This is a genomic window from Komagataeibacter sp. FXV3, assembly GCF_015155755.1.
In the GTDB taxonomy this organism is placed as follows: Bacteria; Pseudomonadota; Alphaproteobacteria; order Acetobacterales; family Acetobacteraceae; genus Komagataeibacter.
Map to the genome: position 1 here is coordinate 1 of NZ_VWPI01000047.1, position 22,218 is coordinate 22,218.

22 protein-coding genes and 1 tRNA gene are annotated in these 22,218 nt (G+C 62.1%); 9 read left to right on the plus strand and 14 right to left on the minus strand.

From position 1 onward, the window contains the following. Positions 1-66: 66 nt before the first annotated feature. The 4 genes from F1542_RS04605 to gatC form a co-directional block, all read right to left on the minus strand. A tRNA-Ser gene (locus tag F1542_RS04605) sits at positions 67-159 on the minus strand. A gap of 99 nt (positions 160-258) precedes the next feature. Then, entirely contained in the window at positions 259-1,707 is a 1,449-nt protein-coding gene (gene gatB, locus F1542_RS04610; RefSeq protein WP_193732006.1) for an Asp-tRNA(Asn)/Glu-tRNA(Gln) amidotransferase subunit GatB, read from the minus strand. Beyond that, complete coding sequence (gene gatA / locus F1542_RS04615) at positions 1,704-3,188, minus strand: Asp-tRNA(Asn)/Glu-tRNA(Gln) amidotransferase subunit GatA (protein WP_193732007.1); 1,485 nt, start codon at positions 3,186-3,188, stop codon at positions 1,704-1,706. Before gatA ends, gatB begins: the two co-directional genes overlap by 4 nt. A gap of 1 nt (position 3,189) precedes the next feature. After that, positions 3,190-3,477 carry an Asp-tRNA(Asn)/Glu-tRNA(Gln) amidotransferase subunit GatC gene (gene gatC, locus F1542_RS04620; RefSeq protein WP_010511548.1) on the minus strand — a complete coding sequence of 96 codons (288 nt, stop codon included), beginning with the start codon at positions 3,475-3,477 and terminating at the stop codon, positions 3,190-3,192. Positions 3,478-3,552: 75 nt separating this feature from the next. Between gatC and ruvX the strand changes: the two genes are divergently transcribed. The 3 genes from ruvX to F1542_RS04635 all read left to right on the plus strand — a co-directional run bounded on the left by ruvX (position 3,553) and on the right by F1542_RS04635 (position 6,891). After that, a complete protein-coding gene (gene ruvX / locus F1542_RS04625; RefSeq protein ID WP_193732008.1) occupies positions 3,553-4,029 on the plus strand; it encodes a Holliday junction resolvase RuvX in 477 nt (158 codons plus the stop codon). 166 nt (positions 4,030-4,195) lie between these two features. Next, on the plus strand, positions 4,196-5,125 hold the full coding sequence (locus F1542_RS04630) for an MIP/aquaporin family protein (RefSeq protein ID WP_193732009.1): 930 nt from the start codon (positions 4,196-4,198) through the stop codon (positions 5,123-5,125). A 131-nt stretch (positions 5,126-5,256) separates the two neighbouring features. Next, positions 5,257-6,891 carry a dihydroxyacetone kinase subunit DhaK gene (locus F1542_RS04635; RefSeq protein WP_193732010.1) on the plus strand — a complete coding sequence of 545 codons (1,635 nt, stop codon included), beginning with the start codon at positions 5,257-5,259 and terminating at the stop codon, positions 6,889-6,891. Positions 6,892-7,065: 174 nt separating this feature from the next. On the opposite strand, the gene F1542_RS04640 is transcribed toward F1542_RS04635, so the two are convergent. The 3 genes from F1542_RS04640 to F1542_RS04650 all read right to left on the minus strand — a co-directional run bounded on the left by F1542_RS04640 (position 7,066) and on the right by F1542_RS04650 (position 9,392). Further along, a complete protein-coding gene (locus F1542_RS04640; RefSeq protein WP_408886229.1) occupies positions 7,066-7,419 on the minus strand; it encodes a zinc ribbon domain-containing protein YjdM in 354 nt (117 codons plus the stop codon). A gap of 139 nt (positions 7,420-7,558) precedes the next feature. Next, positions 7,559-7,705: a hypothetical protein gene (locus F1542_RS04645; RefSeq protein WP_193732011.1), complete on the minus strand. Its 147-nt coding sequence runs from the start codon at positions 7,703-7,705 to the stop codon at positions 7,559-7,561. A 514-nt stretch (positions 7,706-8,219) separates the two neighbouring features. Continuing rightward, positions 8,220-9,392, minus strand: a complete 1,173-nt coding sequence (locus F1542_RS04650) for a S9 family peptidase (protein WP_193732012.1) — start codon at positions 9,390-9,392, stop codon at positions 8,220-8,222. 110 nt (positions 9,393-9,502) lie between these two features. Between F1542_RS04650 and F1542_RS04655 the strand changes: the two genes are divergently transcribed. After that, complete coding sequence (locus tag F1542_RS04655; protein ID WP_227672481.1) at positions 9,503-10,492, plus strand: AraC family transcriptional regulator; 990 nt, start codon at positions 9,503-9,505, stop codon at positions 10,490-10,492. A gap of 264 nt (positions 10,493-10,756) precedes the next feature. Then, positions 10,757-11,251, plus strand: coding sequence for a YaiI/YqxD family protein (locus F1542_RS04660; RefSeq protein WP_193732013.1), 495 nt, complete (start codon positions 10,757-10,759; stop codon positions 11,249-11,251). A 194-nt stretch (positions 11,252-11,445) separates the two neighbouring features. Here the strand turns inward: F1542_RS04660 and pgm are convergent, their stop codons facing one another. After that, positions 11,446-13,113, minus strand: coding sequence for a phosphoglucomutase (alpha-D-glucose-1,6-bisphosphate-dependent) (gene pgm, locus F1542_RS04665; RefSeq protein ID WP_193732014.1), 1,668 nt, complete (start codon positions 13,111-13,113; stop codon positions 11,446-11,448). 288 nt (positions 13,114-13,401) lie between these two features. On the opposite strand from pgm, the gene F1542_RS04670 reads away from it, so the two are divergent. Beyond that, on the plus strand, positions 13,402-13,749 hold the full coding sequence (locus tag F1542_RS04670) for a hypothetical protein (RefSeq protein ID WP_227672482.1): 348 nt from the start codon (positions 13,402-13,404) through the stop codon (positions 13,747-13,749). A 40-nt stretch (positions 13,750-13,789) separates the two neighbouring features. On the opposite strand, the gene F1542_RS04675 is transcribed toward F1542_RS04670, so the two are convergent. Then, positions 13,790-14,239: a Fur family transcriptional regulator gene (locus F1542_RS04675; RefSeq protein ID WP_193732015.1), complete on the minus strand. Its 450-nt coding sequence runs from the start codon at positions 14,237-14,239 to the stop codon at positions 13,790-13,792. Between the two features lie 147 nt (positions 14,240-14,386). On the opposite strand from F1542_RS04675, the gene F1542_RS04680 reads away from it, so the two are divergent. Both F1542_RS04680 and F1542_RS04685 read left to right on the plus strand, forming a co-directional pair. Next, positions 14,387-15,046 carry a hypothetical protein gene (locus F1542_RS04680; RefSeq protein ID WP_193732016.1) on the plus strand — a complete coding sequence of 220 codons (660 nt, stop codon included), beginning with the start codon at positions 14,387-14,389 and terminating at the stop codon, positions 15,044-15,046. Between the two features lie 72 nt (positions 15,047-15,118). Then, a complete protein-coding gene (locus F1542_RS04685) occupies positions 15,119-15,310 on the plus strand; it encodes a hypothetical protein (protein ID WP_193732017.1) in 192 nt (63 codons plus the stop codon). On the opposite strand, the gene bfr is transcribed toward F1542_RS04685, so the two are convergent. Next, positions 15,279-15,767, minus strand: coding sequence for a bacterioferritin (gene bfr, locus F1542_RS04690; RefSeq protein ID WP_193732018.1), 489 nt, complete (start codon positions 15,765-15,767; stop codon positions 15,279-15,281). The two genes, F1542_RS04685 and bfr, sit on opposite strands and share 32 nt — an antisense overlap. Positions 15,768-15,924: 157 nt before the next feature. On the opposite strand from bfr, the gene mtnK reads away from it, so the two are divergent. After that, positions 15,925-17,157, plus strand: a complete 1,233-nt coding sequence (gene mtnK, locus F1542_RS04695; RefSeq protein WP_193732019.1) for an S-methyl-5-thioribose kinase — start codon at positions 15,925-15,927, stop codon at positions 17,155-17,157. A 160-nt stretch (positions 17,158-17,317) separates the two neighbouring features. On the opposite strand, the gene F1542_RS04700 is transcribed toward mtnK, so the two are convergent. The 4 genes from F1542_RS04700 to F1542_RS04715 all read right to left on the minus strand — a co-directional run bounded on the left by F1542_RS04700 (position 17,318) and on the right by F1542_RS04715 (position 21,875). Continuing rightward, positions 17,318-18,973: a class I SAM-dependent DNA methyltransferase gene (locus F1542_RS04700; RefSeq protein ID WP_193732020.1), complete on the minus strand. Its 1,656-nt coding sequence runs from the start codon at positions 18,971-18,973 to the stop codon at positions 17,318-17,320. A 9-nt stretch (positions 18,974-18,982) separates the two neighbouring features. Then, a complete protein-coding gene (locus F1542_RS04705; protein WP_193732021.1) occupies positions 18,983-20,032 on the minus strand; it encodes an AI-2E family transporter in 1,050 nt (349 codons plus the stop codon). Between the two features lie 158 nt (positions 20,033-20,190). Continuing rightward, the gene (locus tag F1542_RS04710) at positions 20,191-20,679 is read right to left on the minus strand and encodes a GNAT family N-acetyltransferase (RefSeq protein ID WP_193732022.1); all 489 of its coding nucleotides are present in this window, start codon (positions 20,677-20,679) and stop codon (positions 20,191-20,193) included. Positions 20,680-20,717: 38 nt separating this feature from the next. Next, a complete protein-coding gene (locus tag F1542_RS04715; protein ID WP_227672483.1) occupies positions 20,718-21,875 on the minus strand; it encodes a restriction endonuclease subunit S in 1,158 nt (385 codons plus the stop codon). Between the last annotated feature and the right edge of the window lie 343 nt (positions 21,876-22,218).

The following is a 22,218-nucleotide window of genomic DNA, read 5'->3' on the forward strand; positions in this document are numbered from 1 at the left end:
CGTCCAGAAACGACCAAAGCGCCCCGTAGGGCGCTTGGCAATTTCTTGTTTATTTACAAGAAGTTCTGGCGGAGGGGAAGGGATTCGAACCCTCGATACGACTTGACATCGTATAACGGTTTAGCAAACCGCCGCCTTCAGCCACTCGGCCACCCCTCCGCCGAAGAGCGCGCATTATAAGTAACACGGCGTTTGCAGGGCTGCTTTTAGCGTGTTGCCGCACCCCTGCAAAGCCCAAAAATGCGCTAAAGCCCGTTTTTACAGAACTTTTTTCAGGGCCTCATTCACAATGGCCGGATTGGCCTTGCCCGCCATGGCTTTCATCACCTGGCCCACGAAAAATCCGAACAGGCGATCCTTGCCGCCCCGATATTCTTCCACCTTGTCCGCATTGCGCGCCAGCACATCGGCCACGGCGGCGTCGATCGCGCCGGTGTCGGTTACCTGCTTCAGGCCCTTGCGTTCCACGATGTCAGTCGCGCTGTCGCCGGTTTCCAGCATGTCCTCAAAGACTTCCTTGGCAATCTTGCCATTGATTGTCTTGTCGGCCATCAGGTCCAGCATGCCACCCAGCGCCTGCGCCGAGATCGGGCTGTCGTGAATGCTGCGGCCCGTTCGGTTCAACGCGCCGAACAGGTCGCCCGTCACCCAGTTGGCGGCAAGGCGGGCGTCACGGCCCTTTGCCACTTCCTCGTAATAATCGGCAATGGCCTGTTCGGCCACCAGCACGCTGGCGTCGTAGCGGGGGATGCCATACTGCTTGACGAAGCGGTCACGCTTGTCATCGGGCAGTTCGGGCAGGGCACGTTCCAGTTCGTCCACCCATGCCTGTTCCACCACCAGCGGCAGCAGGTCGGGATCGGGGAAGTAGCGGTAATCGTGCGCGTCTTCCTTGCTGCGCAGGGAACGGGTTTCATTGCGGGAGGAATCGAACAGGCGGGTTTCCTGATCGACCTCGCCACCGTCCTCCCATACCTCGATCTGGCGCGTGGCCTCGACCTCGATCGCGTGCATGACGTAGCGGATCGAGTTGACGTTCTTGATCTCGCAGCGCGTGCGGAACGGCTCACCCGCCTTGCGCACCGACACGTTCACGTCGGCACGCATGGACCCTTCCTCCATGTTGCCATCGCATGTGCCAAGATAGCGCAGGATCTGGCGCAGCTTGCGCAGGTAGGCGCCAGCTTCCTCCGGGCTGCGGATGTCGGGTTCGCTCACGATTTCCATCAGGGCGACACCGGCGCGGTTCAGGTCGATGAAGGACCGCGTCGGGTCCTGGTCATGCATGGACTTGCCCGCATCCTGTTCCATATGCAGGCGCGTGATGCCGATATGGCGTACCGTGCCATCGCCCAGTTCGATCTCGACCGTGCCTTCGCCCACGATGGGGTGGGTGAACTGGCTGATCTGGTAGCCGGTCGGCAGGTCGGCATAGAAATAATTCTTGCGATCAAACCGGCTTTCCAGATTGATCCGCGCACGCAGCCCCAGCCCGGTGCGGATGGCCTGCGCCACGCATTCATGGTTCAGGACCGGCAGCATGCCGGGAAAACCCGCATCAACCAGGCTGACATGGGTGTTGGGTTCACCACCATAGGAGGCAGAGGCACCGGAAAACAGCTTGGAATGGCTGATCACCTGCGCGTGGACTTCCAGACCCACCACGATTTCCCACGTGCCGGTCTTGCCTTCGAGTGTGTAGCTCATTTCGCGCCCTCCGCACGGATGGCAGGCCGGTGGGTGAAGCCCGCGGCACTTTCCAGCGCGCTGCCTGCGGCCAGCAGCGTTTCTTCATCAAACGGGCGGCCGATCAGCTGCAGGCCAAGCGGCAGGCCGGTAGCCCCAAGCCCCACGGGCACGGACATGGCGGGCATGCCAGCCATGGACGCAGGCACGGTGAAAATATCATTCAGGTACATCTGGACCGGATCATCCGTCTTTTCCCCCTGCGCGAACGCAGGCGTTGGCGCAGTGGGGGTCAGCAATACGTCAACCTTCTGGAAACTTTCGGTAAAGTCGCGGCGGATCAGGCTGCGGACCTTCTGCGCCTTCAGGTAATAGGCATCGTAATACCCTGCCGAAAGCACATACGTCCCCATCATGATACGGCGACGCACTTCAGGGCCAAAACCTGCGCGGCGGGTGGCTTCGTACATGGCGTCCAGCGTGTCACCCGGAACCCGTTCGCCAAAGCGCAGGCCATCATAACGGGCCAGGTTGGACGAACATTCGGCAGGGGCAACAATATAATAGGTGGCAAGCCCGTATCTGGTGTGGGGCAGCGAGACATCGACAATCTCGCACCCTGCGGCCTTCAGCCATTCAATACCCTGCTGCCATGCCGCCTCGATCTCGGCGGACAGGCCCTCGGCACGGTATTCCGCGGGGATGCCCACTTTCAGCCCCTTCAGGCTGCGACCGACGGCTGCGGTATAATCCGGAACGTCACAGTTCACGCTGGTGCTGTCACGCGGGTCGAAACCTGCCATGGACTGCAGCATGATCGCGCAGTCGCGCACGCTGCGTGCCATGGGACCGGCCTGATCCAGCGAGGAGGCATAGGCAATGGTGCCAAACCGGCTGCACCGGCCATAAGTCGGCTTCAGCCCGACAATGCCGCAATAGGCGGCGGGCTGGCGGATGGACCCGCCGGTGTCGGTGCCGGTTGCCCCCATGGCAAGCCCTGCCGCCACGGCGGCGGCGGACCCGCCCGACGAACCACCGGGCACGAGGGCCGCGTCATCACCATTGCGCTTCCACGGGTTTTCCACCGGGCCGAAAGCGGAGGTGATGTTGGCCGACCCCATGGCGAATTCGTCAAGGTTGGTCTTGCCGACAAACACCGCGCCATCACGCAGCAGGTTGGCCGTCACCGTGCTTTCATACGGGGGGATGAAGTTTTTCAGGATGTTGCTGGCCGCCGTGGTCCGCACGCCATTGGTGCAGAACAGGTCCTTGATCCCCAGCGGGATCCCGGTCAGGGGCTTTGCCTCATCTTTCGTCAGCGCTTCATCCGCATGGGCTGCGGCCTGCAGCGCCGCGTCCGACGTGGTGGTGATGTAGGCATTCAGGCGCGGGTTCAGCGCGGCGATGGCATCCGTATGCGCGCGCACCAGTTCCACGGCGCTGAATTTGCGCGCGCGCAGCCCTGCTGCCGCATCGGCAATCGTCAGTTCGGTCAGGCTCATCTTATTCAACAACCTTGGGCACGGTATAGAAGGGGCCAACGGCATCGGGCGCGTTGGACAGCACGGCGTCGCGGCAGTTGCCGTCGGTCACCACATCGTCACGGGTGCGCAGGGCGGCGTGGCCCGTGCCGACCATGGGGGTGACCCCTTCGACATCGACCTCGTTCAGCTGCTCGACCCAGCCGAGGATCCCATTAAGCTCCCCTTGCAGGGCAGGAAGATCAGACTCGTCAATACCAATCCGTGCCAGTCTGGCAATGCGGCGGACGGTCGCGGGATCAAGCGACATGAAGCAATAACTTTCCATCATAACAGGGGAAGAATATCCTGCGGCGCAGGACCAAGAAGGAACATACCCCCGACCATGCCCCTGTTCAACATATGCGATCTGCGTGCAGCCCTGCGCCCCGGCCAGCGCCTGCTTGGCCTTGACCCCGGGAAAAAGACGATTGGCGTCGCCCTGTCGGATGTCGGGCTTATGCTGGCGTCCCCCCACATGGGGCTGAAGCGTGCAAAACTGTCAGTTGTGGCCGCTGAAATCAGCAAGATCGCACGCGTGCAGGATGTGGGCGGGCTGGTGGTTGGCCTGCCGCTGTCACTTGATGGCAGCTTTGGCCCGGCGGCGCAGGCGGCGCGGGACTGGACACTCAACCTGTCGGACATGACCGGGCTGCCTGCTGCGATGTGGGATGAACGGCTGTCGTCGTCCGCCGTGAACCGCTTCCTGATTTCGGAAGCCGACATGACCCGCCAGCGACGCGGCGAAGTGGTGGACCAGATGGCGGCGGCCTACATATTGCAGGCGGCCCTTGATGCCTCGATCCCACAGGAACAGGCATAGGCGGATTTCGAATTCGTGATGGCATGACTGGATTGTGCCAAAACCGGACCCGCCCGGTGCGGGGGCTGCTATGGTTGCCCCCGACCACCGGCGCGCACCGGGAGGCAATCCTTCCCCCCAATGCCTTTTTCCGCCGGACCATGTTGCATAAACAAGGATACCGGCCATGCGCCTGCCGCATCTACATCTGCCCTATCTGCATATCCATGTGCATGACCGCCCGCTGGCAGGCGACCCGCACCCGCACAATCCCTTCCACTGGAAGCTGTATTTCTGCGAGGCGATTGCCACCGCCATCCTCATGATCCTTGGCCTGAGCGCGGTCATCCTGTTGACGGCGCCCGGCAGCCCGTTTTCACCACCGCTCATGCACCATCCCTACATCCAGACCGCGCTGTGCGGGCTGTGCTTTGGCCTGTCGGGCACGGCTGCGGCCATGACACCGTTTGGCAAGGTCAGCGGGGCGCACATCAACCCGTCCGTGACCCTTGCATTTTCACTGGCCAGGCGGATCGGGGGGGTGGACGCGCTGAACTACATGATCGCGCAGGTCATCGGTGCCTTCCTTGGCACGGCCGTGGTTTATGAAGCAGGCCGGCTGATTGCATGGTGGGGCAACATGGCGGTGGCCGTGCGGTACGGGGCAACGGTACCATACGGGCAGATTTCGATCTGGTGGGCGATGTGGTCGGAAATGTTCGTGACCGCCGCCCTGATCGCCATGCTGTACTGGCTGGCGGCCCATCCGAAATGGAAGTTCATCACCCCCTGGTCGGGCGGGCTGTTTTTCCTGATCATGAACCCGATCACGGCATGGCTGTCGGGCAACAGCGTCAATTTCGCGCGCACGCTGGCGCCTGCACTGTTCGCGGGGCAATGGACGGGGCTGTGGATCTATGTTGTGGGGCCGTTCGCGGGGGCGTCGCTTGCGGTCATGGCCATCCGCATGAACCTGCTGGGCAAGCTGCACCTGCTGGAGGCGCGACTGGTCAATTTCGGCCATCATGGCCGCGTGCCAGGACTGGATGACCCGCACCGCAAGCTCAACCACCCCGACGACCCCGACCACATTCCCCCCGGCGCAGGCCCGGCCTGATTGCTGCGGCTGGCCCGCATCTGGCGCAACCCACGAATGACATATTCTGTTGTTTTGCTTGGATGGCATTAACGGCCATAGTCGCCACCCGGCCATGCCCGACATGGCCCGTCGAGGGAGAGAACATAATAATGAAGCGTTTTTTCAACACGCGCGACACCATTGTAACCGAGGCCCTGGACGGGTTCCTGCGTTCGGCCGCGGGCAGCCATCTGTGTCGGCTGGACGGTTACCCCGATACCTGTGTCATCATGCAGCGCGAACCGGATCGCGCGCAGGTTTCGGTCATTTCCGGTGGTGGGTCGGGGCATGAACCCGCCCATGCCGGTTTTGTCGGGCGTGGCATGCTGACGGCGGCGGTGTGTGGCGCGCTGTTTGCCTCACCCTGTGTTGACGCGATCGTGGCCGCCATCCTGGCCACCACGGGCAAGGCAGGCTGCCTGCTGGTGGTCAAGAACTATACCGGCGACCGGCTGAACTTCGGGCTTGCGGCCGAACGCGCGCGCGCATTGGGCAGGCAGGTGGAAATGGTGATTGTGGGCGATGACATCGCCCTGCCGGATTCCACCACGCCGCGCGGCGTGGCGGGAACGGTGCTGGCGCACAAGCTGGCGGGGTATGGCGCGACACAGGGCTGGCCACTGTCACGGATTGCGCAATTCGTACGCGACGGTGCAAAACGTATGCGTACCCTCGGTCTGGCGCTGGAGGACTGCAATCCGTATGAATCCGGTCGCACCAGCCGCCTTGCCGCCGATCAGGTCGAACTGGGCCTGGGCATTCATGGCGAACCGGGGGCCCAGCGCATTGCCATGGCCAGTGCCCGCGACCTTGTGCGCATTGCCGCTGACACGCTGGAAGCCAGCCTGCCCACAACAGTCCGCAATACCCGTTTCGCGCTGGTGCTGAACAACCTTGGCACGGTGCCGGAAGTAGAGATGGCGCTGCTGCTGGAAGCCTTCAGCCACACGCCGCTGGCCCGCCGGGTATCGCACGTCATTGGTCCGGCACCGCTTATGACCGCGCTGGACATGAACGGTTTTTCGTTCACGCTGATCGAACTGGATGAAGCCATCACCGCTGCGCTGCAGGCCCCGGCACAGCCGCGTGCCTGGCCCGGCATCGCCCCGCTGGGCAGCCCTGCCATAGCGCCCATGCCCCATATGCCCGATGCTTTCCCGTATCCCGCCACACCCAATCCCGCGCTGCGGCACGTGCTCGAACGCGGGGCGGATATCCTGATCGCCAACGAAGCGGCACTGAATGAACTGGATGGCCGGATCGGGGATGGGGATGCCGGTTCCACCTTCGCAGGGGCCGCGCGTGAAATCACGGCGGCGCTCAACCGCCTGCCACTGGATGACCCGCATCACCTGATGACCACCATAAGCAACATCCTGACCCAGCATGCGGGCGGGTCGAGCGGCGTGTTGTTCGCCATCATGTTTTCGGCAGCCGGACGCAGCCCCGAACCCTGGCGGCAGGCATTGCGTGACGGGCTGGAACACATGATGGAATGCGGTGGCGCGAAACCGGGCGACCGCACCATGATCGACGCGCTGTATCCCGCGCTGGAAGTGCTGGCGACCGGCGGTAGCCTGCCGGATGTGGCGCTGGCGGCACGGCAGGGTGCTGAGTCCACCACCACGATGGAAAGTGCGCGCGCCGGGCGCGCCGCCTATGTGCCAAGCGCGCAGGTGCGCGACGTGCCCGACCCGGGGGCTGAAGCGGTGGCCCGCCTGCTGGAAGGGCTGGCGGCCGGTTGAACGGATGGGGCAGGGGGCAGGTGATCGTTTTTCCTGCCCCTTCCAAAGTAATCAGGAAATATTTTTAAATAAAACTGAAATAAATAATGAAAGTTTTTGGATGCCGCCTTTTTGAAAAAAGGCGGCATTGCCTGAAGCTTTAAAAAAGCTTTACCATAAACTTTTAAAGGTTATTCAGGCTTTTTTCACGAATTCAGATTTCAGGTTGATCGCACCCACACCGCTGATCTTGCAGGCGATGTTGTGCCCATCCGTCGCATCGACCAGCCGGATGCCACGAACCTTTGTCCCGCCCTTGATGACCGAGGACGCGCCCTTGATCTTCAGGTCCTTGATAACGGTCACGCTGTCGCCATCAGCCAGCACATTGCCGTTGGCGTCGCGTATTTCCGCTACGCCTTCCGTCGTGGGGGCAGCATCCTGCGGGTTCCATTCATATCCACATTCGGGGCAGTTCCACAGGCTGCCATCGGGATAGACGTGTTCGCACCCGCACTGGGGGCATGTCATGTCAGCTTCCATCATCATCCTCACTATCTGGGATCGCGCTCATACAACACGGACCCGGATGCGGAAAGGACATGGATCATGCAGCTACACGCTTTCACGCCCGATCATCAGCCAGGCCGCGCGGGTGGGTAACCCGGCGCGGCCCAGATTGTGGTGTTTACTGCTGTGGTGCGGTGCCGCCATGGGTGCTGACACCGGGGCCGCCGCCATCATCCGACCCGCCACCGGCGGGCTTTGGCTTGTCACACCCGGCAAGACAGCCAAGAATAGCCACCGCCATCATCATCCGCGCAAGGTTTCGCATTGGTTTTCTCCTCTCCAGCTATTCTGGCCTTCAAGGGGGGATAACCGCCGTACCGCGCCACGGTTGCGTGAGAAAACAGGACAACGTCGGGCAAATAGCGCGACACCTGTCATTTCATGCATGCGCATGCAGCAGCGATGGCGGTACTGGAAGGAAGGATATTCCATCCGGTGTAACCCGCATTTCAGGGCTGTCCCTAACGGACAGCCTGCTTTCGGAAAAAACGTTCGACAGCCAGCATGCCAAGCAGCAACGCGACGCCAAAGCCCTCGCGCGCATGATCGATGAGGTAACGCATGACAGCCTCCTCTTCTGGCTTACGGGAAGATAGTGACGTATTCGCCCCCAAATCGGAAGCAAAAACGCACATTGCATGCTTCACAATTACATTTCGTCTGTGCACGGATATTCGGGGGCTGGCCGGTCAACCTGCCCCCGCTACCTCGTTCGCATGCATCTACTGGTTAGCAAGAAGATCCATATGGAAAGGCAATTTCCAGAACTCGGCGGCAGGTCAGCCGAATTTACGCACCATCCAGTCAAAGAGCGCAGCATGCCACAGGGTCGGTGCGCCAAGCTGGCAATGTTCCGCGCCACCGGACTGGACATCGAACATGACCGTTTCCACCGATCGCGCACGGGTGCAGGCATGGGCGAAATCATCGGCCTGCGAAGCCGGAATGAAATGGTCCCGTTCACCTACCAGCGTCAGCACATCCGCCGTGATCTTTTCCGCGATACCCGCCAGCGTATAGGATTTCAGCGCCTCCAGCACCTGTTCCAGCGTGCTGACACCCAGCGTCCACAACGCGTTATCAAGCGCCCATGCGATATCGGGGTTTTTCATGGCGTCCGGATCCTGTGCGGCAGCGGCATAACGCTGCGCAACACTGCCCATGTCGAAAAACACATCATAGGCCACCACGCCATCAATCCGACCATCAAACGCCGCGACACGCGGGGCAAGGTAGCCCCCCATGCTCATGCCCACCAGCACCGTGCGGCGGGGCATAAACCATGTGGCCTGAAAATGATCCAGCACCGCTGCCGTGGGCTTTTCCCATTGCGGTGTGAAGGGCAGGCCGTATTCGCGCAGGGCCGCGCCCTGTCCCGGTCCTTCGTAGGTCAGGACGCCGTAACCCCGGTCATGTGCCGCCTTGACCAGAACGAAATACAGTTCCTCCAGTGTGGAATCATATCCACCCCCCAGCACGATCAGCGGCCACGCATGCCATCCTGCCGGGCCGGGATAGACAATGCCGCGTAACTGCCCGTTTTCATACGGAACGGTAAAGCGTTCATACGCAATGGCCGAAAGGCGCATGCCATTGTCAAAGGCCGCCACCTGTCGCGCCCATGCCGTCTGGCGGCGTGAATCGTGGGGGGAGAGCAGGAATTCCGCCGTGCGCCAGTAATTATGGGCGCGCAGCCATGCATGTCCGCAGCTTAACGGATCAGCGCAATGGGGGATACGGTCCTCGGTCCGGGTGGCAAGGGCGGAAAACTGCGCGTACCAGCCATTGCTGTCGCCATCCGCAATCTGGCTGATCGCCATCAGCACTTCATTCAGGTCAGCGCCACCCGCCGCAATGTGGTTCAGCGTGCGCAGGGTCTGGAAATGGAAGGTCTGGTTACGGAAAAAACGCGACAGCCCATGATCGGGCAGGGGGGCGACGGGTTGCGACATCGGATACCTCGGTTACAGGTCAGGGACCGGGACATGATACCGCGCGCCCGGGTGCATATTTGATATATTGCGCCAGTTACTTGATATTTCATGCCATAACGGGGACAGAGATGGTCACGACAGTCGAGGCGGTACTGGCAGCCGCACTTCAGGCCGGGTACCTGAACATGGGCGAAGTCCGGTGCATCATGGCGCGAGCCGGAACCGCGCCGGATGACCCGACCCGGGTGACACGCATGCGTGCGGCCATATGGAATGAACTGCTGGCCCGGCACGGCGCGGATCACGGGTTGGGAATCACGCTGGCGCTGAATGCGGGGGCGCATGATTTTGGCGTGCTGGGGGAACTGGTCAGCCATTGCGACAGCCTGCTGGATGCCTACCGGGTGATCGGGCGTTACAGCCGCCTGCTGCATCCCGATATTGATATCCGGGCCATAAGGCAGGCAGGGCGCATCGAAATCCATTATACCCTGCTGCGCGCGGACCAGCGCATCGCGTCAGGGGTAATGGCTGCAGGACAGTTATGGGCACTGACCCTGCTGGCGCGACTGCCGCGCACCATGCTGGGGCTGGATATCACACCCCGCCGCATGGACGTGGCTTGTCCGCCACCCCAACCGGGGCCATGGCAGATGGCCGAACGCATCCTTGGCTGCCCGATCCGCTTCGGACAGAAAAGCTACCGGCTGGTATTCGATCGTGCGGCACTGGAACGCCGCCAGCGCCTTGAGACCCGGCCTGCGCGTTTTTTCCTGGAAGAACTGGCCCGCCGGATGCTGGCCGAAGTGCCCGCGCAATCCGACCTGTCGGCCCGGGTGGCCGAAAGCCTGCGCACGCGCCTGCCATCGGGACAGGTATCAATTGGCGATGTGGCGGGGGATCTGGGCATATCGTCCCGCACGCTGCAACGCAGGCTGGCAGACGACAAAAACAGTTTCCGCGATATTCTGGACCGCGTCAGGCGGCACGAGGCCGAACGCCTGCTGCGGACGGGACAGCATACGAAAAACGAAATCTCGTTCCTGCTGGGTTATGCCGAACAGTCGGTATTCGCCCATGCACTGCGTCGATGGGCAAAGTCTGCCCTCGCGGGATAAAGGCTGATTCAAAAAATCATAAAGAAGTTTTTGGTGAAGCTTTTTCAAACAGCTTCGGAAGAACGCCGCCTTTTTGAAAAAAGGCGGCACCCAAAAAATTTTATCAAACCGTTATTATTGTCCATATGATCTGTGGCCTGCTTTGATTGGCCTGCTATCGCCTTGCCAACAGATGGCAGGCGGGCCTAGTACAGTAGGCATGTTGTTATACGTGCCTGACCCCGGTGGCCGCTTGCCCACTCCCCCATGTGGAGGGCAAATGCGTTGACCCGGATTTTCATTGATGCCGATGCCTGTCCCGTGCGGGACGAGACCTATCGCGTGGCGCTGCGCTACGGGTTGCAGACCTATGTGGTATCAAACCGCATGATCGCGGTGCCTGACACGCCCCTGATTGAACGGGTGATGGTGACACAGGGCATGGATGTGGCGGATGACTGGATTGCCGAACATGCAGCAGCCCATGACATTGTCATTTCCGCCGATATTCCACTGGCCGCGCGCTGTGTTGCGAACGGGGCCTGCGTGCTGGAACCGCGCGGGCGAATACTGGATCAGGACGCGATTGGCATGGCGCTGGCCATGCGCAACCTGATGACGGACCTGCGCGATACCGGCGCAATCATGCAGGGCAGTCGTGGTTTTACCCGAGCCGACCGTTCCACGTTCCTGTCCGCGCTGGACACGGCGGTGGTCAGGGCACGCAGGCAGGCTGTGGGCCATGGGCGGACGCCGCCAGTTGTTCCCCCTTCAGCATAATCAATAAAAACAAAAGTTTTTGGGTGCCGCCTTTTTCCAAAAAGGCGGCATTTCCTAAAGCTTTAAAAAAAAGCTTCGCCAAACACTTTCTTCTGATTTTTCAGCAATAATTCCAAAAAAAATGCCGTCTGCCCATGACGGGCGGACGGCACCAGCCATGTCCCAATGATGGGACATGGGGGGCATATTACAGATCAGCCAGCCTTTTTCTTGGCAGCCTTGGCGAACAGGGCGGAAATCGCATCCTGTGCCTCGGTCTGGATGGCCTTGAGGTGCGCAGCACTCTTGAAGCTTTCTGCGTAGATCTTATAGACGTTTTCCGTGCCGGAGGGACGGGCGGCAAACCAGCCATCCTGTGCCGTAACCTTCAGCCCGCCAATGGCCGCCCCGTTGCCGGGTGCGTTGGTCAGGGTGCTGAGGATCGGCTCACCCGCCAGTTCGGTCATGCCGATCTGCTCGGGAGAGAGGTTTTTCAGGATGGCCTTCTGTTCCGGGTCGGCCGGGGCATCGATACGCGCGTAATACGGCGTGCCAAGGCGCCTGGTCATGTCCTCATACGCCGCACCGGGGGTACGCTTGGTGCGGGCCGTGATTTCGGCAGCCAGCAGGCCAAGGATGATGCCGTCCTTGTCCGTGCTCCACACCGTGCCGGCACGACGCAGGAAGGACGCGCCCGCGCTTTCTTCCCCGCCAAAGCCCAGCGTGCCGTTATACAGCCCATCGACAAACCACTTGAACCCGACCGGTACCTCCACCAGCTTGCGGCCGATTTCCTTGGCCACGCGGTCGATCATGCTGCTGCTGACCACCGTCTTGCCCACGCCCGCGCTGGCGTTCCAGTTTTCACGGTTGTTGAACAGGTATTCAATCGCCACTGCAAGATAGTGGTTGGGGTTCATAAGCCCGTACTTGCCCGACACGATGCCATGGCGGTCGGCATCGGTATCATTGGCGAAGGCAATGTCGAATTTGTCCTTCATCGCGACAAGACGCGCCATGGCGTAGGGGGAAGAACAGTCCATGCGGATCTGCCCGTCCCAGTCAGCGGTCATGAAGCGGAAGGTCGGGTCCACTTCCTTGCTGACGATCGTGGCGTTGATGCCGTATTTGTCGATGATCGGCTGCCAGTAATCCACTGCCGCCCCACCCAGCGGATCAATGCCGATGGACACGCCGGATTCCCGGATCACGTCCATATCCACCACGGCGGCCAGGTCATCCACATACGGCGTGATGTAATCATGGCGTTTTGTGGTGGGCGCCTTCAGCGCGTCCTCAAGGCTGACGCGCCTGACGCCTTCCATCTTCTTGGCCATGTAGTCGTTGGCCGCATTTTCCACCACCTTGGTGATATCGGTATCCGCCGGGCCGCCATGGGGAGGATTGTACTTGTAGCCACCATCTTCCGGCGGGTTATGCGACGGGGTGATGACCACGCCATCGGCAAGGTCCGTGCTGCGGTCGCGGTTATAGGTCAGGATCGCGTGCGAGATGACCGGCGTGGGGGTGTAGCCGTCCTGCGCGTCAATGCGGACTTCCACACCATTGGCCGCGAACACTTCCAGCGCGGATTTCAGCGCTGGCCGGGACAGCGCATGGGTGTCAATGCCAATGAACAGCGGCCCGGTGATGCCCGCGCCCTTGCGGTAATCGGCAATCGCCTGACTGATCGACAGGATGTGGTTTTCATTGAAGCTGGTGGTCAGCGAGGAACCACGATGCCCCGACGTGCCAAACGCCACGCGCTGCGTGGCAATGCCGGGATCAGGCTTGCGGGTATAATAGGCGTCAAGCAGGGCGTCGATATTGACAAGACGGTCCGGATCGACCGGCTTGCCGGCAAATGGGCTTATGCTGGGCATTGACTGCTCCCGAAATACGATATGAAAAAACGCATATTCTACAAATTCCCTTACAGACCGATACAGGCAGCGTCCACCCGCAAACCGCCCCAACGGATAGGGAACAGGACAGCCGGATGACGACGTACGGCACGGAAAAGGGCATGCATCATGCCCGGACACTGGCGCGTGAATTGTGCAGCCGACATTGAACTATATCAAAATCCGGACCTTTTTCGTTTCCCTGTCCATCCATCACGTTCCCGCGCACGGGTTGCGGGACAGGGAAGTGAACCCCATCATATACTCATGAACAGCGTACTTCCGCCCAACGGCCCCGCGCCCGAAGAAATGAACCCTGAACAGTTGCGTCGGCAGCGGCTGGAACGGCTGCTGCGCCGCCTGCCCGCGCGGGGGGAACAGGCCATGCGCTGGCTTTTGCAGCCGGGGCGGGCATGGCTGCGGGCCATCCTGGGCAGCACGCTGATCCTGGGCGGGTTACTGAGCTTCCTGCCGGTACTGGGGCTGTGGATGCTGCCGCTGGGTCTTATTTTGCTGGGCGAGGACGTACCCCCGCTGCGCAGGCTGACGGCGCGCATGCTGGAATGGATCGAACGCCGCCACCCGAAATGGATGGCTCCCAAACCGGCGCCCTGACACCCGCGCGATAGGGGATCGGGCAGGATAAAAAAAGAAATCAGCCGCGGCTGCGCGTCTTCGCCTTCGTGCGACCGACAACGGACAGGCGGGTCGTGACGAGATCGTAGCCCATCTGGCGCACGATTCCTTCAAGCAGGGAATCCAGTTCGGTATTTTCGAATTCGATGACCTTGCCGGTATCGGCGTCGATCAGGTGATAGTGATCGCCATGGTCGCCATCCGCGACTTCATACCGTGCACGGCCGCCGCCAAAGTCACGGCGCTGCAGGATGCCGTTTTCTTCAAACAGACGCACGGTGCGGTACACCGTCGCGATTGAAATGCGCGGGTCCACCTCCACCGCGCGGCGGTACAGTTCCTCCACATCCGGATGGTCATCACTATCTGATAGAACGAAGGCAATCGTCCGACGTTGGCCTGTCAGTTTCAGGCCACGCTGACGGCACAGATCCGCCAAGGGAGAATCGGGGGAATTCGGCTCTTTCATCGTTCTGTAACGTAATCCAGACAGACCGCCGCGGTCCAGTAGGGATAAGGCGTTATGCACGTCGATTTTAATTGCAAATGATAATCTTTCTCATTATCACGGTCTCACCGACATAACAGGGAGCGGGCTTTGCCAAGGCCCGAGCAGATGATGACCAACACGACAGTTTTCATGAATGATCTTTCGTGCAGCGAACGCCTGCTGGTCTGGTGCGTGCGCCGTCTTAGCGGCGCGGGCGAGGGGAGCGGCCATATGCCCGGCCTGGCCCTGCCGTGCTTCCGGACTGATTTCGCCGCCGTGGCCGATGCCTTCCGCATGGCGCTGGGGCGGCTGCGTGCCTATCAGAACGGCACGGTGGATGTGGCGATCTGCAGTGCGACGCACCTGACGGGCACGGAAAACCGTTTCCTCATCGCCGCCGCCGCCGCGCAGGAAGGCCGTGAGGCCGAAGTACGCCGCACGCTGCGGCCCGTTTTCACCCACCATCATGTCCTGTCCCCCTTTGCCGCCGCCATAACCCAGCTTGGGGCCTGCATGGCGGGTGCGGGTTACTGGCTGCCACGCCGGGGCCATCACGGTGGGGGCAGCAGCCCACCCGTGCGCAGCCTGCGCTGGCCCGCGCCGCAGGCAGCCGAGGGGACGACGGCACACAACACCACCATAGCCCCTGCCGCCATGCCCACTGCCGCGGCCGTGCAGCCCGTGGGCGCGGGCTGCCTTGCGGCCATGCGCTGGCACAGCGCCGACATGGGCACGGCCCACGTCATGTGGCCCAGCGCCGCCGCCATGCAGACAGGCGGCCTGTAGGCAATATCCAGGGGGGGAGCGTGCGCGGCCCGGACGGTCGCGCATCGCCGCATGATGACAGGATGATCCACCATGCCATCACACCGGCTGTCCATGCGCCATGCCTGCATGTTCATGGAAAACGCGTTTCTTGAACTGCTCGACATCCTTGCATGGCAGGAAGGGATGGCGCCAACGCCATCCGCCTGCCCCCACGGGCTGGCGGAGCCGTTGGGCGCCAGTCGGGAAATGGTCAGTCCTGATCGGGGGCGGGAGCCGAGTTGAGCTTGATATACTGCTGGATCCCCACCTGACGGATCAGGTCGAACTGACGGTCGAGGAAGTCTTCATGCTCTTCCTCGTTGACCAGGATCCTGAGCAGCAGATCGCGGGAGACGAAGTCGCGCACGCTTTCGCAATACGCGATGCCCTCGCGCAGGTCGCCAATGGCCTTTTCCTCAAGTTTCAGGTCGCATCTGAGGATTTCCTCCACATCCTGTCCCACCAGGATCTGGTTGTAGCGCTGCACGTTGGGCAGGCCGCCCAGATACAGGATGCGCTCAATCAGCCAGTCGGCGTGCTTCATCTCCTCGATTGATTCTTCGTATTCCTTCTTGCCCAGCAGGGTCACACCCCAGTGGCGCAGCGTGCGGGCGTGCAGGTAATACTGGTTGATGGCCGTCAGCTCGTTCGTCAGCTGCGTGTTCAGGTGTTCGATAACCTTCGGATCCTTGACGGGCATGTGCGCGTTCCTCTCCTGTCAATGTTTATCCATCCGGGTTACTGCGGTGCCTGCCTGTGCGCAATTATAAAAAAGCGTTGCATAACCGCCAGCTGCGCGCGACCCTGCCACGCCCGTAACCCCCGCAGCACGCGGCGCATGGCATGAGGAGAGCCGCATGACCCAGACCCCCTACCACACGCTGGACGCAAACGGCATACGTGACCTGATCGCGGGCCTGCCAGACGTGGCGACACGTCTTGGCGGCGCATCCGCGCAATGGCAGGTGCGTGAGGTCAGTGATGGCAACCTCAATAATGTCTTCCTTGTAGGTGGCCCAGCAGGGGAAGTCTGCCTCAAGCAGTCCCTGCCGCATGTGCGCGTGGACCCGTCATGGAAAATGCCACTGGACCGCACGTTTTTCGAAGCCGCATGGCTGCGCGCGGTGCTGCCGCTGGTGGGCGGGCTTACGACGGAATGCCTGTTTTTTGACCGGGACCTGTATGTCCTGATTGTTGAAAGCCTGTCGGGTCATACCGTGCTGCGCACGGCACTCATGCAGGGGGTGGACTGGCCCGGGGTGGCGCACCGCATCGGTACCTTCATCGCCCATGCCGCGTTTGGCACTTCACTGCTGGCCCGCCCGTTCGAGGAGGTGTTCACCACGCGGCGCACCTTTGCCGCCAATCTGGCCCTGACCCGCATCACGCTGGATCTGGTGCTGGACGACCCGTACCGCGACCACCCGCGCAATCACTGGCGCGACCCCGTCCTGACCCCCATCGTGCTGGATATCCGTTCCAGCGCCGCGACACTGCTGGCGGTTGAAAACCTGCGCCGGCGTTTCCTGTCACAGCCGCAGGCGCTGCTGCATGGTGACCTGCATACCGGTTCAATCATGAGTACGGCGGACGATACCCGCGTGATTGACGGCGAATTCGCGGTATATGGCCCCATCGGGTTTGACTGCGGCATGTTCGTGGGCAACCTGGTGCTGCATTATTTCGCAACGCCTGACCGGGCGGCGCGCAAGGCCACACTGCGTGATATCGGCGCCTTCTGGAGCAGCTTCCATGAACAGTTCATGGGATTGTGGAACGCGAACGAGGCCCCGCCACCGGGCACGCTACGCCCGCTGGCCTACGGGCCGGCGGCCCACGTGGCGCAGCAGGCATTCATGGATGAAATCCTGGGCGATACCATCGGTTTCGCGGCGATAGAGATCATCCGCCGCATCATCGGCTATGCCCACACGGCGGATTTCGACATCATAGCCGACCGGCAGCAACGCGCGGCCTGCCGGGCAGGGGCGCTGGCCTTCGCCTATCATGTGCTGGATCACCTGCATGAATTCCACACGATCAATGATTTCCTGTACTTCCTTGATGAACAGGGGGAGGCAGGCCTGTAACCCCAGCGCCCCGGCATGGCCAGGACATGGCGCGGATGAATGATCCGGTGATAAAGGTTTTTGGTGAAGCTTTTTGCAAAAAGCTTCAAAAAAACGCCGCTTTTTTAAAAAAGGCGGCACCAAAAAACTTTTATTTATCAACAGTTCATTTTCAGAATACCTATTGTGGATTTCCGTCAGGCATAAGGGCCACAAGCCGCGCCATGGACTGACGCAGATCTGCTTCGATCTCCGCCAGCGGGCGGGGAGGGGCCTCATGGCTGAAATACCGCGAAAAGGAAATGGCGCAGCCAATGCCGGTGCGCCCCATATCCAGCCGGGCTTCGGGGTCATACGGCTGGATCATCTGGCTGAACCATACCTGCGGGTCATGTTCCATCCCCACGTGGAATGTCGTGCGTGCGGGTGCGCCGTCACGGGCGGGGCGTGTCACCGTCAGGCTGCGGTACAGGAATTCCCGCCCCGGCAGGATGCGTGAAAACGCTATGCGGCGCATATCTGTCGCCCCATCCGGAGCCGGGGCATCGTGTGCCAGTACCTGCCATGATGCTGTTGCACCATCCAGCCCATCGCACTTGATGATATCCGTCGCCGTATCGGCCATGCAGGCCTGTACCACGGCGGCGATATGGGCCTGTGTCATCTCCCGCCGCTTTTCACCACTGCCGGAATTTGCACGCCGCCACAGGCCGGTCGCGTCAACTAGACGGATCCTGTCCCGCCGTGCCGCGGGCCTGTTGTTATCCAGTATCCATACATAGGTCGCGATACCGGTATTGACGAACATATCCGTGGGCAGGGCAATGATCGTGTCAATCAGGCCCTGGTCCACAAGATAACGCCTGATGGCGGATTCACCGGATTCCGCCCCACCGCCGGACAGCGCCGCCCCATGCGTCACCACGCCAACACGCGCGCCACCGGCACGCCTGCCACGCATATGGGCGACCAGATGCAGCATGAACAGCATGGACCCGTCCGATACGCGGGGCAGGCCGGGGGCAAAACGCCCGGCGTCACCTATGGCATGTTCAGCCTGTATTGCGTCGCGGATAGGCCGCCAGTCCAGCCCGAAGGGCGGATTGGACAGCATGCGGGCAAAGCAGCGGCCCGCATGCCCGTCATGGGCCAACGTGTCGCCACTGGCGATATGCCCGGGCGCATGCCCGCGCAGCAGCATGTCCGCACGACACAGGGCACACGCACGCGAACCGATTTCCTGACCGAACAGGTCCACCGTCACCCCGCGCGCCAGCAGGCGGTCCGCAGCCCGGCCCAGCAGCGCGCCCGTGCCTGCCGCCGGGTCATACAGGGTATGGTGCACCCCGGGGCCATCAGGGGCGAATACAAGGTCCACCATAAGGTCCGTGACCTCCGGCGGGGTAAAATGCACCCCCGTACGCTGACTGGTGGCAAAGTGGTAGACCAGTTCCTCAAACAGGCGGGCCATCGCCTCGCTGCCATATTGGGCGGGTGACAGGTCAAGGGCCGCGAAATACGCCGCCATCGCCCTCAACCGGTCGCTACGTGCCAGACGCCGGGCGAGGGGCATGACCTCCAGATGGGAAAGGATATCCCGTACGCTGGCGGGCAGGCGCGCAATCAGGCGATCAAGACGGTCCACCGGGTCGGGCGCACCTGCTAGCGCATCCAGCCAGCATGCGGGACGGGCGCGTGACAGTTCCAGACGCCGCAGCATGGTAAACGCCAATATGGTCGGCCCGTATTCCGCCGGCTCCATGCCGCCGCGCAACAGGTCGGCCACACGCCAGATAGCGGCAGCCGACAGCAGCGGGCGGGCAGGGGCGTCAACCACCGTCCGGCCTTAACGCGCCTGTTCTTCCGCCGCCGCCGCGCGCCACAGCGACAGGGCGACCGCAATGACCGTCGGCCCCATGAACAGTCCCAGCAGGCCGAACATGTGCAAGCCCCCCAGAATGGCCGTCAACACCGCAAGGAACGGGATGCTGGTGCTGCCACTGATCAGCTTGGGGCGGACAAAATGGTCCCCCGCGCCGTAGGCGATGGTGCCCAGTGCCGCCACGATGATCGCCTGCGTCACACCATTGGCGGCAAAGGTCATGAGCGTGGTGGCGCAGAGCAGGATCGGCCCGCAGAAGGGAATGATGCTGACCACCGCCGTCAGCAGCGTCAGCAATGCCGGGTGGGGCGTACCCGCGATGAAATAGCCAACCCCCACCAGCACGCCCTGACCCAGGCCCACCAGCACCAGCCCCGCGACCGTGCCGCGCACGGCACCTACGGTGTTGCGCATGACCCCACCCGTCCGCTCACCCAGGAAACGGCGGCCTACGGCGCGGATATCGGTCACCAGCGCGTGCGACGCGGCCAGGTAGAAATAGACCGACAGCGTGGCGATGACGAAGGTTTCCGTCATTTCCATCAGCCGGTGCGGCAGTTCACGCCCGTCGCCGGTGGCGAACATGCGCGAGGCGACGCCGGTCCAGTGCCGCAGTTCATCCGGATCGGACAGGTAACGCTGCCACAGGGCCGACAGGCGCGGCCCGATGCGCGGGATTTCCTCCACCTGTGGCGAGACGGGTATGCCATCATGCAGCGCCCCGCGTCCCCATGCCATAAGCGAGGGCAGTTCCATGCCCGCCCTTACCGCCATGGCGATCATGGGAACCGCCAGCAGCGCGAAAATCCCTGCCGCGATCAGCCCTGCTGCAACCCGGTTGCCCATGCCGCGCCCGACCAGCCGGTGATACAGCGGATAGGTCGTGATGCTCAGGATACCGCCCCAGACAAAGGCGAACAGAAACGACTGTTCGATCCACGCGGAAAACAGCAGGACCGCGCATACAAATATGAAAGTCCCGATATACTGGGTCCGGCTCCGGTTTTCATCCATGTGGTATGATCTATTCCTGCTGTTCAGATTATGCGGTGTAAATGTCAGGCAGTGTAACACGACCCGCCTGACACGTGGCCGCGTGTTTTCCCGTCGTGTAACATCTTCATGGTGGATACCACACGCTAGTGCGGCGGCCTTAACAACCGCTGAATATTTCAGCGTCCATTCGGGTCCGACAGCAACCTGCGCATGAAATAACGTGGGAAGAAAGGCGGCGGTCCGTCAAGCTGCCCGAAAACCTCAAACCCCTGCTTTTCATAAAAGACACGCGCCTGGAACGCATAGGTATCAAGCCACATATGGGTGCAGCCACGCTGGCGTGCCGCCCGTTCGGCCATTTCCACCAGCCTGCGCCCCATGCCACGCCCGCGCAGGTGGGGGGCCACGGCCAGCATGTCGATATGCAGTTCCCCCCAGCGTGACTGCGCTACCAGCCCACCGCAGATCGTACCCGCCGCCCGGTCACGGATCACGATGACAAGGTCATGGTTGTCGATATAGCCCACCACACCACGCGTAAAATCACGCAGGATGGCCAGCACCGCGTCTTCATCCGCCCGGGTGGGGTGGGGCAGGATGGTGATGTCCACATCCGTGCCGGATGATCCCGGCATACGGGCACTGCATTCATCTGTTGTATTCATTCCGTTCCCTCCCGTCGCCGCTGCGCGACCAAGCGCATTTACGGTCCATGTCCATTGACGCAGGCCCGCCGCAGGGCCGGGCGATATTCACGCAGCACGGCACGCATCCGGTCGCGGGCATCAGCCTGCCGTGCCTGTCGGTCCAGCATGTCCCACACCTTTGCCGCCACCGCACGCTGCTGGTGCAACGGCGGCAGGCACAGGTCAAGGGAGGCAAGGGTCACGGTGTCCACTTCGGGAAACACGCTGCCCCCCGCGCGCCGCCGCAACTCCGCAGTCGCCACGCGCAGCAGCAGGGCGGCATGGCGCAGGTCCACATCCCGCCCGCGCGGCACAAGGGCCTTGCACCCCTGGCTTACGGCGACGGCCGCCGTCGTCATGCCAACACGCCCCACTGGCGCACGGGTGGAGATGACCAGCGCGCCCGCTTCCACGCGCGTGGCCCGGCACGCCGCAAGTCCCGTGGTGGACAGGCCGCGCGCGCCACCGCCCACCCATGCAGGCGGCCCGGCGGGCAGGTCGGCGGGGGTCAGCCACGCCACATCATCCCCCCAATGGGCTGCGTTGCCCGTATCGGGCGTGCCACCGCCAACAATGTCAAACACGCTACCCACGGGCCGTATCACCCCATGGCCCGGCACAGGCCCGGGCCATGGACCACCCCGTGGCAGGACCGCGTGATGGATGGCCGCGCGCACGTATTCATCTGCCACCGTCGCCTGCGCATCCAGCGCACGCAACTGCCGGTCAATACGGTCCATGTGATGGTCCAGCGTCCGGGCAATCATGCGCTGGCGGGACAGGGGTGGGCAGGGCACGGGCAGGCTGTGCATGAGCGCGCGGGTCAGCTTGGGACGGGTCGTGCCCTCCACATACGCGCCAAACGACACGGTATTGAGCGCATGCGCCAGAAAACGGCCATCCACACCCCTGCGTGGCCGCAATACATGCACATGGTTGCCTGCCCATAACGGGCCATCATGGAAAAATGCGACATCGCGCAGGGGATCGAAAAAGGGGGCGCTATCCTCGCCCAGCAGGACCATCGGACCATCAAACAGCCCCTGGTCCACATATCCCGCAACGCCACTGGCCCCATGATAGGGCACGTCCCCCGGCCGGTTGGCGCGCTGCGCGCGGTTGAGCGGCACGCGCCGCGCATCAAGGCAGTCCACCAGCGCCCCAAGCGGAACCATGGGCCAGCATGGCGCCATCACGACCAGCATCCCCTGAAATCAGCCATTCCATGCCACCAGCCGCACTGCATGCGGTACGGGTGGCGGGAAAAGCACGACGTGTCAATCATGGCCGACACATGCTGGCGGCCTGTAGCGGAATGATATAAAAGCCCCCTGTTACCATACGGCAGACATGGCCATGCCCGACCATGGCTGACAGCAGGTTACATGACGCGTCCAACACAAGCCTTCGGGGCGGAATTCCGCTCCATCCTTGCCATTGCGGGGCCGATGGGCCTGTCGCAGTTTGTCCAGATGCTGATGGAGGCGACCGATGACCTGCTTCTGGGCGAGCTGGGGG